The sequence below is a fragment of the Streptomyces sp. NPDC058221 genome, from assembly GCF_042882365.1.
Taxonomy (GTDB): domain Bacteria; phylum Actinomycetota; class Actinomycetes; order Streptomycetales; family Streptomycetaceae; genus Streptomyces.
The window spans coordinates 1-9,712 of record NZ_JBHVWF010000216.1 but is presented as its reverse complement, the minus strand read 5'-3'; the positions used below and the strand labels follow the sequence as shown (position 1 = coordinate 9,712).

The following is a 9,712-nucleotide window of genomic DNA, read 5'->3' as shown; positions in this document are numbered from 1 at the left end:
CGACTTCCTCCACAGCTACAACTACCATCGCTGCCACACCGCACTCGGAGGCCAGCCCCCGATCAACCGAGTCAACAACGCTGCGGGTCAATACAGCTAGGGCGTGTCCTGTAGGTCGGCACGCAGCCATCCTTGGTTCCGTGGCCCCGTGGCGTGGATCGCAGCGACTACGGCTTCACCGATCTGGGTCAGTTTCATCGGTGATGCCGTGGTTGTACGAGTGAGAAGTGGGTGTCCGATCTCGCGACGCAGTCTTCCAACTCTCGTGATCAGGGCCGTGCGGGCCGCGAGGTCCTCGTCATCGGCGGCAGACGGGCCTGACCTATCGTGGATCAGCTCGGCGCGATCGCAAGTCGGCAGCTCGCGCAGTGACATCCTGGCCAGCCGGTCGCGCCCGTCCTTGAGGACGACCTCCATGCCCGTGGCCAGGCTGGCGAACTCCACGACCTCGACCGTCTCGCCGTCCAGCCGGAAGTGCGTCCCGACCCCCAGCTTCGTCCCCGCCCCGCTCATGCTGCCCTCCGCAACACGTGGCCTGTGCTCAACGGCCGGTCCAGCGCGGTCGTCACATGCCCGGACCACAGCAGGTACAGCACCGCCGACTTCACCAGCGGCCGGGGACACTCCGGCCGCAGCCGGAAGGCGTCGCCCAGCGACATCCCGTCCAGGTCCACCGCCCGCAGCGCGGCCACCAGGTCAGGGTCGAACAGCCAGGCGCGGCGGTAGCCGGCCAGGAACCGGACGTTTTCCAGCACGTGCGGATCCGGCTCGCTCCACACCTCGTACTGCCACCCGCGCGAAGTCACGGCCTCCTGCGTCCAGGCGAAGGTGAAAGCGACTTCCGGCTTCTCAAGTCGGTGCCGCGGTTGACGTCCACGACCACCGGACCGTCATCCGTCAGCAGCAGATAGTCCGGGATGTGCTTGCGGACCTTGCCATCAACGCCGGCCTTGAGCAGGAACGGCTGGGCGACGATTTGCCGCACCTCGGGAGCGAAGCCGGCGAACAACAGCCGCCCCAGCTCCAGCCGCGACTCGTAGATCACATGATCGCCCACGGTCGCCGACCAATACGTGCCCGAATAGTGCTGCTGCCCCTTGAACCAGCGGAACGTCCGCCACGGCCGGGCCTGCCGCAGCAGCCCGAGCGGCACCGATGGCCACTCCAGGTCCTCCACCACGGACTCGTCACCACGCCGGACACTCAGCCGTACCGGCGCGGCCACCGCTGTACCCATCGGACCACCAACCCCGCGTTTCTCCAGGCAGCCCCGCCAGCCGCCGAACGCTGGGGTCCTGCCCCGGCCACGCCCGCAGACGCCGCCCGGGGCAGTCCTGTACAAAAGTGGGGAACTACTGGCTCACGAGGCATGAATCCCATGCCCGCGTCCTACTGGCCACGCAGTGGACACGGCCGGTGGGAAAAGGACACGAGATCTGGGAACCTACAGCGGCGTCGCCGTCAGCCCACGTATGCCCCGCTCGCCGTCAGCCGCAGTGCCGTGTCGATCAGCGGCACATGGCTGAACGCCTGCGGGAAGTTCCCCACCTGGCGCTGGAGCCGCGCGTCCCACTCCTCGGCCAGCAGGCCCAGGTCGTTGCGCAGCGACAGCAGCCGCTCGAAGAGCTGCCGGGCCTCGTCGACCCGGCCGATCATCGCCAGGTCGTCCGCCAGCCAGAACGAGCACGCCAGGAACGCGCCCTCGTCGCCCTCCAGGCCGTCCACGCCCGCGTTGTCGCCCGAGGTGGGGTAGCGGAGCACGAAGCCGTCCTCGGTGGACAGCTCCCGTTGGATCGCCTCGATCGTGCCGATGACCCGCTTGTCGTCGGGCGGCAGGAATCCCATCTGGGGGATGAGCAGGAGGGAGGCGTCCAGCTCCTTCGACCCGTAGGACTGGGTGAAGGTGTTGCGCTCCTTGTCGTAGCCCCGCTCGCAGACGTCGCGGTGGATGTCGTCGCGCAGTTCGCGCCACCGCTCCAGCGGTCCGTCCGTGTCACCGGACTCGATGAGCTTGATGGTCCGGTCGACGGCGACCCAGGCCATCACCTTGGAGTGCACGAAGTGCCGGCGCGGCCCGCGCACCTCCCAGATGCCCTCGTCCGGCTCGTCCCAGTGGTTCTCCAGGTAGCCGATCAGCCTGAGCTGAAGGCCCATCGCGTAGTCGTTACGGGTCAGGCCCGTCATGTGCGCGAGGTGCAGGGCCTCGGTGACCTCGCCGTACACATCCAGCTGGAGCTGGCCCGCGGCGCCGTTGCCGACCCGGACCGGGCCGGAGTTCTCGTAGCCGGGCAGCCACTCCAGCTCGGCCTCGCCCAGCTCCCGCTCGCCCGCGATGCCGTACATGATCTGCAGGTTCTCGGGGTCGCCCGCGACCGCCCGCAGCAGCCATTCGCGCCAGGCACGGGCCTCCTCGCGGTAGCCGGTGCGCAGCAGCGAGGAGAGGGTGATCGCGGCGTCACGCAGCCAGGTGTACCGGTAGTCCCAGTTCCGTACGCCCCCGATCTCCTCCGGCAGGGAGGTGGTCGGCGCGGCGACGATGCCGCCGGTCGGCGCGTACGTCAGGGCCTTCAGGGTGATCAGCGAGCGGACCACGGCCTCGCGGTAGGGGCCGTGGTAGGTGCACTGGTCGACCCACTCGCGCCAGAAGTCCGCGGTCGCCTCCAGCGAACCCTCCGGGTCCGGGAGCGCGGGCGGTTCGCGGTGCGAGGGCTGCCAGCTGATGGTGAACGCGATCCGGTCGCCCGGGGCAACGGTGAAGTCGGAGTACGTCGTCAGGTTCTCGCCGAAGGTGTCGGCCGTGGTGTCCAGCCAGACCGAGTCGGGGCCGGCGACGGCGACCGTACGCCCGTCCACCTTGTGCACCCATGGGGTGACCCGCCCGTAGCTGAACCGCATGCGCAGCTCGGAGCGCATCGGCACCCGGCCGCTGACACCTTCCACGATCCGGATCAGCTGCGGCGCGCCGTCACGCGGCGGCATGAAGTCGGTGACTCTGACCGTGCCGCGCGGCGTGTCCCACTCCGATTCGAGGATCAGTGAGTCCCCGCGGTAGTGACGGCGGTCCGCCGGCGCCGGTTGAGTGCCCTCGGCGCGGGCCGGCCCGAGGCGCCAGAAGCCATGCTCCTCGGTGCCCAGCAGTCCCGCGAAGACGGCGTGTGAATCGAAGCGGGGCAGGCACAGCCAGTCGGCTGTGCCGTCCCGGCAGACCAGGGCGGCGGTCTGCATGTCTCCGATGAGTGCGTAATCCTCGATGCGCCCGGCCACGTGCATCTCCAGTCGAACGGCCATGTCGCCCCGTGGGGCGCTTACTACGGGTCAAGAGGTCGTTGCTAGGGGTTGATGTGGGGGAACCTGCGAGCTCGTACCTCGCCCGGAGCCAGTGTCCGAGCAGGATACGACGCACCTGGGTGATCCGCGCGACGGTCCCGGCAAGAGAGATGAGCCGAACGGGTGGGGCGTGAGAGACATGCGGTGATCGTGTGTGCCGACTGTGCCGGGTGTGGCCGGAAGCAGGCTCCCCTCGTCGCTGTTACCCTGGTAGCCCGTGGACCGGTGGTCGTCAGCGACAGCAGACGAGGCCCCCGAACCGCAGCGACGGCACCTCCGGATTTCTCCGGATGGCAACGCCGGTACGCACCTCACGATCGCGACCACGGGAGCCCCCTTTGGCTATGCAGCCCACATCCACGACGACCAAGCACATCTTCGTCACCGGGGGTGTCGCCTCTTCCCTCGGCAAGGGTCTGACTGCCTCCAGCCTCGGTGCCCTGCTCAAGGCGCGCGGCCTTCGGGTCACCATGCAGAAGCTCGACCCGTACCTGAACGTCGACCCGGGCACGATGAACCCCTTCCAGCACGGCGAGGTGTTCGTCACCAACGACGGCGCCGAGACCGACCTGGACATCGGCCACTACGAGCGCTTCCTGGACGTGGACCTCGACGGTTCCGCCAACGTCACCACCGGCCAGGTCTACTCGCAGGTCATCGCCAAGGAGCGGCGCGGCGAGTACCTCGGCGACACCGTCCAGGTGATCCCGCACATCACCAACGAGATCAAGCACCGCATCCGCCGCATGGCCACCGACGACGTCGACGTCGTCATCACCGAGGTCGGCGGCACGGTCGGCGACATCGAGTCGCTGCCGTTCCTGGAGACCGTCCGCCAGGTCCGCCACGAGGTCGGCCGGGACAACGTCTTCGTCGTGCACATCTCCCTGCTGCCCTACATCGGCCCCTCCGGTGAGCTCAAGACGAAGCCGACCCAGCACTCCGTGGCGGCGTTGCGCAACATCGGGATCCAGCCGGATGCGATCGTGCTGCGCGCCGACCGCGAGGTGCCGACCGCGATCAAGCGCAAGATCTCGCTGATGTGCGACGTCGACGAGGCCGCCGTGGTGGCCTGCCCGGACGCCAAGTCGATCTACGACATCCCGAAGGTGCTGCACTCCGAGGGCCTGGACGCCTACGTCGTGCGCAAGCTCGACCTGCCGTTCCGTGACGTCGACTGGACCATCTGGGGGGATCTGCTGGACCGGGTCCACAACCCCGACCACGAGGTCACCGTCGCCCTGGTCGGCAAGTACATCGACCTGCCCGACGCCTATCTCTCGGTCACCGAGGCCATCCGGGCCGGCGGCTTCGCCAACAAGGCCCGGGTCAAGGTCAAGTGGGTCGCCTCCGACGAGTGCAGGACGCCTGCGGGCGCCCAGAAGCAGCTCGGTGACGTCGACGCGATCTGCATCCCCGGCGGCTTCGGCGAGCGCGGAGTGATCGGCAAGGTCGGCGCCATCCAGTACGCCCGGGAGAACAAGGTGCCGCTGCTCGGCCTCTGCCTCGGTCTCCAGTGCATCGTGATCGAGGCGGCGCGCAACCTCGCCGAGATCCCCGACGCCAACTCCACCGAGTTCGACGCCGCCACCGGCCACCCCGTCATCTCGACGATGGAGGAGCAGCTGGCGTTCGTCGAAGGCGCGGGCGACCTGGGAGGCACCATGCGGCTCGGCCTCTACCCGGCGAAGCTCGCCGAGGGATCGCTGGTCCGTGAGGCGTACGACGGCGAGCCGTACGTGGAGGAGCGTCACCGCCACCGCTACGAGGTCAACAACAGCTACCGCGCAGAGCTGGAGAAGAAGGCCGGCCTGGTCTTCTCCGGCACCTCCCCGGACAACAAGCTCGTCGAGTACGTCGAGTACCCGCGCGAGGTCCACCCCTACCTGGTCGCCACCCAGGCGCACCCGGAGCTGCGCTCCCGCCCGACCCGCCCGCACCCGCTCTTCGCGGGCCTGGTGAAGGCGGCCGTCGCGCGCAAGACGGGCAGCAAGTCCGAGGCCACGCCGGGTAAGTAACGGGCCTTCCGCAGGCGATACGGTTGACCGGGGTACGCGTCCTTCGAGGGCGGGTACCCCGGTCACTGTTTTTTGTGGGAGGACGTAGATGGGTTTCCAGGACACGCCCGAGGAGTGGCCGGTCACCGCGACCGAGACTCCGTTCCGGGGCAACAAGACCAGCGTCCGCACCGATGACGTCGCGATGCCGGACGGCACGGTCGTGCGCCGCGACTACCAGGTCCACCCGGGCTCGGTCGCCGTGCTCGCACTCGACGACGAGGGCCGTGTCCTCGTACTGCGCCAGTACCGCCACCCGGTGCGCCACAAGCTCTGGGAGATCCCGGCCGGGCTGCTCGACATCCCCGGTGAGAATCCGCTGCACGCCGCGCAGCGCGAGCTCTACGAGGAGGCGTACGTCAAGGCCGAGGACTGGCGGGTGCTGACCGACGTCTACACGACGCCGGGCGGTTGCGACGAAGCCGTACGCATCTTCCTCGCCCGGAACATCTCCGAGGCGGACGGCGAGCGCTTCGAGGTCTCCGAGGAGGAGGCCGACATGGAGCTGGCCCGGGTGCCGCTCCAGGACCTGGTGCGGGGCGTGCTCGCGGGAGACCTGCACAACAACTGCCTGGTCGTGGGCGTTCTGTCGCTCGCAGCGGTGCTCGCCGGCGACGGCGTCGAATCGCTGCGGCCCGCCGAGGCGCCCTGGCCCGCCCGCCCCTTCGAGGCCTGACGGGCCGTCGGGAATCCGGGGGAGCCGTCACCGCGCGGCCGATTCCCGGACCGTCCCGCAGGTCCCCCGATCGGAAAAGATGCTGATCCGATCGGGGGACCTGCCCGCCGCGCTCCACCGGATTCGCCCACTCGCCTGAACTACGCTCGGAATGCCCTGACCGGAGTCCCGGCGGGCGACGCGTGCAGCGAAGTGGAGCGTGGCCCGTGACGGATCAGGCGGTGGACACCAGCGGCCCGGCCGAGGCAGCGGGGACCGAGGAGCCGGCCGCCTTCGAACCATCCCAATTCTTCGGACGCGAGCGCGAGTTGAAGGAGCTCCGGGCCGATATCGAGCGGGCCGGACTGGACACCATGGCCGGCCGCAAGAGCGGCCGGGCCCGGGTGCTGCTGATCGCCGGACGTCCCGGTTCCGGCCGCACCGCACTGGCCGGCGAACTCACCCGCCGGCTGCTGGACACCGGCGACTACCCCGACGGCCTGTTCACCGTCCGGCTCACCGAACCCGGCGGTGCCCCGGTCCCCGCCGAGCGGGCCGCCCGCGACCTCCTCGGCCAGCTCGACGTGGTGGGACCGCCCGGCGCGGACGAGGACGAACTCTCCGAGATGGTGCGCGAGGCCCTCGCCGTACGCCGGGCGCTGGTTCTGATCGACGATGCGCCGGACGCCGAACAGGTCGACCCGCTGCTCCCGGACAACCCGGACTGCCTGGTCGTCGCCACCGCGCAGGGCCCGCTGACCGGCATTCCCGGCGTCCGGCCCTGCACCATCGGCGGACTGGAGGCCGGCCCGGCGGTCCAGCTGCTCGCCCGCACCATCGGACAGGTCCGCATCACCGTCGACCCGCGGACCGCCGAGACGCTGGCCGAGGAGTGCGGCGGGCAGCCCGCCGCACTGGTCATGGTCGGCGGCTGGCTGGCCACGCACCCCACGGCCTCGGTGGCGGACGTCACCAAGCAACTGCGGGAGCTGCCGGACGACTCCGAGCAGTCCACCGGCGCCCGCCCGCTGGCCCGCGCTTTCCGGCTGGTCCACGACTCGCTGCCGCCGACCGCCGCCCGGATACTGCGACTGCTCTCCCTGGCCCCCGCCGGACTCGCCGACGCGCACACCGCGTCGGCCCTGGCCGGCTGCTCCGTCTCGGCCGCCCAGACCACGCTCGACGACTTCGTGCGCCTGGGAGTGCTGCGCGGCAATGGGGCCGGTCAGCCGCAGTACGAGGTGCCCGGCTGCCTGGCCCCCCTGCTGCGGGCGCTGCTGGAGGACCGGGACCGTCCGGCCGAGATCCAGCTCGCCCGCGCCAGGATGCTGGAGCGGACCGTGCGCCGGCTCCAGTCCTGCCGGGCGGTCACCGAACCCGAGGGTTCGCCGGCCCGGCGCAAGCTCGCCGGGCTGCCCCGCTCGCTGCGCTTCCCCGGCCCCGAGGCCGCCGCCGAGTGGCTGCGGATTCGCCGGCCCGCACTGCTCGCCTCCGCACGGATCGCCGTGGAGGACGGCGAACTCGACACGCTGGCACGGCGGCTGGTGGCCGCGCTGGTGCGGGCGCTGGCCGTGCACGAAGGCACCGAGGCCGCCGCGCCCGAGCTGTACGGACTGCACGGTCTGGTGCTGGCCGTCGCCGAGCGGCGGGAGCTGCCGCGCGAGCGGGCGGCTGCCCTGCTCAACCTCGCCGACCTGGACGCCGGGACCGGCCGGACGAAGGAGGCGCTGACCCGCTACCGGGCCGCCCTCGACGCCGGACGGGCCGCGAAGGATCCGTACGCCACCGGCCGCGCGATGGAATCCGTGGGCGGTGCCTACGCCGAGCTGGGCGACTTCCACCGGGCCTCCGACTGGTACGGCCGGGCGCTCGCCCAGCGGCTCACCCAGGGGGAGCGCGCCGATGAGGCACGGCTGTACGGGCGGCTGGGCACCGTCCACACCTACGCCGGGCGTTACGGCGAGGCGCTGCGGAACTGGCGGGCCGCAGCGGCCGGCTACCGCAGGCTCGGAGATCTGCCCGCCCAGGCGCGGGCGCTCAGCGAGGTCGCCCGGGTCCAGGAGTACGCGGGCCGTCCGCAGGAGTCCCTCCAGACGTGCCGGGAGGCCGTGGAGTGGGCGCGGCAGGCCAAGGACGTACGGCTGCAGGCCGCTCTGGAGCTGCGGCTGGCAGACACCCTGGACCGGCTCGGCGACCCCGCTTCCGCAGGTCTGCACAGGAGTGCGGCCGACAGATTGCTGGGCGAGGAGAGCGCAGCCTACGAAATCCGTAGTGCGGCGACAGAAAATTAATGCTTTGTAAGGCTAGACAGCGAGAAGCCCTTCATTAGACTGGCTCTGCCGCGGGCCTTCGCGGTGTCTCCATTTACGCTGCCTCTATCCGGGTATGTATTGCTATGCCCGGGTAAGACCCTGAGCCAAGGACCGTGATCGACGTGAAGGTCGGCATCCCCCGCGAAGTCAAGAACAACGAGTTCCGCGTGGCGATCACGCCTGCCGGTGTGCACGAGCTCGTCCGTCACGGCCACCAGGTCGTCGTCGAGGAGAGTGCCGGGGCCGGCTCCTCCATCCCCGACGAGGAGTACGTCGCCGCAGGGGCGCAGATCCTCCCCACGGCCGATGAGGTCTGGGCCACCGCCGACCTGCTGCTTAAGGTCAAGGAGCCGGTCGCCGAGGAGTACCACCGCCTCCGCAAGGGCCAGACCCTCTTCACGTACCTGCATCTCGCCGCCTCCCGTGCGTGCACGGACGCGCTGCTGGAGTCCGGCACCACCGCCATCGCCTACGAGACCGTCGAGACCGCGAACCGCGCGCTGCCGCTGCTCGCTCCGATGTCCGAGGTCGCGGGCCGGCTGGCCCCGCAGGTCGGCGCCTACCACCTGATGCGCTCGGTCGGCGGCCGCGGCGTGCTGCCCGGCGGCGTCCCCGGTACGGCGGCCGGCCGGGCCGTCGTCATCGGCGGCGGCGTCTCCGGGTGGAACGCCACTCAGATCGCCGTCGGTCTCGGCTTCCACGTCACACTGCTCGACAAGGACATCAACAAGCTCCGCGAGGCCGACCGGATCTTCGGCACCAGGGTGCAGACCGTCGTCTCCAACGCCTTCGAACTGGAGAAGGCGGTCGTCGAGGCGGACCTCGTCGTCGGTGCCGTGCTGATCCCCGGCGCGAAGGCCCCGAAGCTGGTCACCAACGAGCTCGTCGCCAAGATGAAGCCCGGAAGTGTACTTGTCGACATTGCAATTGATCAGGGTGGTTGCTTCGAGGACTCCCACCCGACGACGCACGCCGAGCCGACCTTCATGGTTCACGACTCGGTCTTCTACTGCGTCGCCAACATGCCGGGCGCGGTGCCGAACACCTCCACGTACGCCCTCACCAATGCCACGCTGCCCTACATCGTGGAACTCGCCAACCGTGGCTGGGCCGAGGCGCTGCGCCGTGACGCCGCACTCGCCAAGGGGCTCAACACCCATGACGGACAGGTCGTTTACCGCGAGGTGGCAGAGGCGCACGGCCTCGACCACGTCGAACTGAGCGCGCTTCTCGGCTGAGCGGACGACCCCTTCGTCAACCCGCTCCGTCAACCTCGTGCGTCCGGCCCGGCCAGTGCGGGCCACGGGCCGCCCGGCGCCATCCGGGGGCACCCCGGGGGGGGTCGATAAAAAAAAACACAG

The 9,712-nt window shown here is 70.1% G+C and carries 8 protein-coding genes and 1 pseudogene; 5 read left to right on the top strand and 4 right to left on the bottom strand.

What is annotated here, in order from left to right; translation table 11 throughout:
• Nucleotides 1–100, top strand: a pseudogene (locus tag ACFVW8_RS36565) (IS481 family transposase); the annotation flags it as partial.
• Here the strand turns inward: ACFVW8_RS36565 and ACFVW8_RS36560 are convergent.
• From ACFVW8_RS36560 to ACFVW8_RS36545, 4 genes are all read right to left on the bottom strand, one after another.
• Complete coding sequence (locus ACFVW8_RS36560) at nt 97–513, bottom strand: hypothetical protein (RefSeq protein ID WP_389697883.1); 417 nt, start codon at nt 511–513, stop codon at nt 97–99. The pseudogene ACFVW8_RS36565 and the gene ACFVW8_RS36560 overlap by 4 nt on opposite strands.
• On the bottom strand, nt 510–806 hold the full coding sequence (locus ACFVW8_RS36555) for a hypothetical protein (protein ID WP_240799409.1): 297 nt from the start codon (nt 804–806) through the stop codon (nt 510–512). Before ACFVW8_RS36555 ends, ACFVW8_RS36560 begins: the two co-directional genes overlap by 4 nt.
• Nucleotides 803–1,180 carry a TnsA-like heteromeric transposase endonuclease subunit gene (locus tag ACFVW8_RS36550; protein ID WP_240799408.1) on the bottom strand — a complete coding sequence of 126 codons (378 nt, stop codon included), beginning with the start codon at nt 1,178–1,180 and terminating at the stop codon, nt 803–805. Before ACFVW8_RS36550 ends, ACFVW8_RS36555 begins: the two co-directional genes overlap by 4 nt.
• A 281-nt stretch (nt 1,181–1,461) precedes the next feature.
• Nucleotides 1,462–3,270: a glycoside hydrolase family 15 protein gene (locus ACFVW8_RS36545; RefSeq protein ID WP_389697887.1), complete on the bottom strand. Its 1,809-nt coding sequence runs from the start codon at nt 3,268–3,270 to the stop codon at nt 1,462–1,464.
• A gap of 401 nt (nt 3,271–3,671) precedes the next feature.
• Between ACFVW8_RS36545 and ACFVW8_RS36540 the strand changes: the two genes are divergently transcribed.
• From ACFVW8_RS36540 to ald, 4 genes are all read left to right on the top strand, one after another.
• Nucleotides 3,672–5,345 (top strand): CTP synthase, encoded by a 1,674-nt coding sequence (locus ACFVW8_RS36540; RefSeq protein ID WP_389697880.1) that lies wholly within the window; start codon nt 3,672–3,674, stop codon nt 5,343–5,345.
• An 88-nt stretch (nt 5,346–5,433) separates the two neighbouring features.
• A complete protein-coding gene (locus tag ACFVW8_RS36535) occupies nt 5,434–6,060 on the top strand; it encodes an NUDIX hydrolase (protein ID WP_124286460.1) in 627 nt (208 codons plus the stop codon).
• A 206-nt stretch (nt 6,061–6,266) separates the two neighbouring features.
• Nucleotides 6,267–8,330 (top strand): tetratricopeptide repeat protein, encoded by a 2,064-nt coding sequence (locus ACFVW8_RS36530; protein ID WP_389697878.1) that lies wholly within the window; start codon nt 6,267–6,269, stop codon nt 8,328–8,330.
• A 143-nt stretch (nt 8,331–8,473) separates the two neighbouring features.
• Nucleotides 8,474–9,589, top strand: a complete 1,116-nt coding sequence (gene ald / locus ACFVW8_RS36525; RefSeq protein WP_389697885.1) for an alanine dehydrogenase — start codon at nt 8,474–8,476, stop codon at nt 9,587–9,589.
• Nucleotides 9,590–9,712: the final 123 nt, after the last annotated feature.

Coding starts and splice junctions, on each gene's coding strand:
- ACFVW8_RS36535 (WP_124286460.1), top strand. CDS start 5,434: ATGGGTTTCCAGGACACGCCCGAGGAGTGGCCGGTCACCGCGACCGAG.
- ACFVW8_RS36545 (WP_389697887.1), bottom strand. CDS start 3,270: ATGCACGTGGCCGGGCGCATCGAGGATTACGCACTCATCGGAGACATG.
- ACFVW8_RS36540 (WP_389697880.1), top strand. CDS start 3,672: ATGCAGCCCACATCCACGACGACCAAGCACATCTTCGTCACCGGGGGT.
- ACFVW8_RS36560 (WP_389697883.1), bottom strand. CDS start 513: ATGAGCGGGGCGGGGACGAAGCTGGGGGTCGGGACGCACTTCCGGCTG.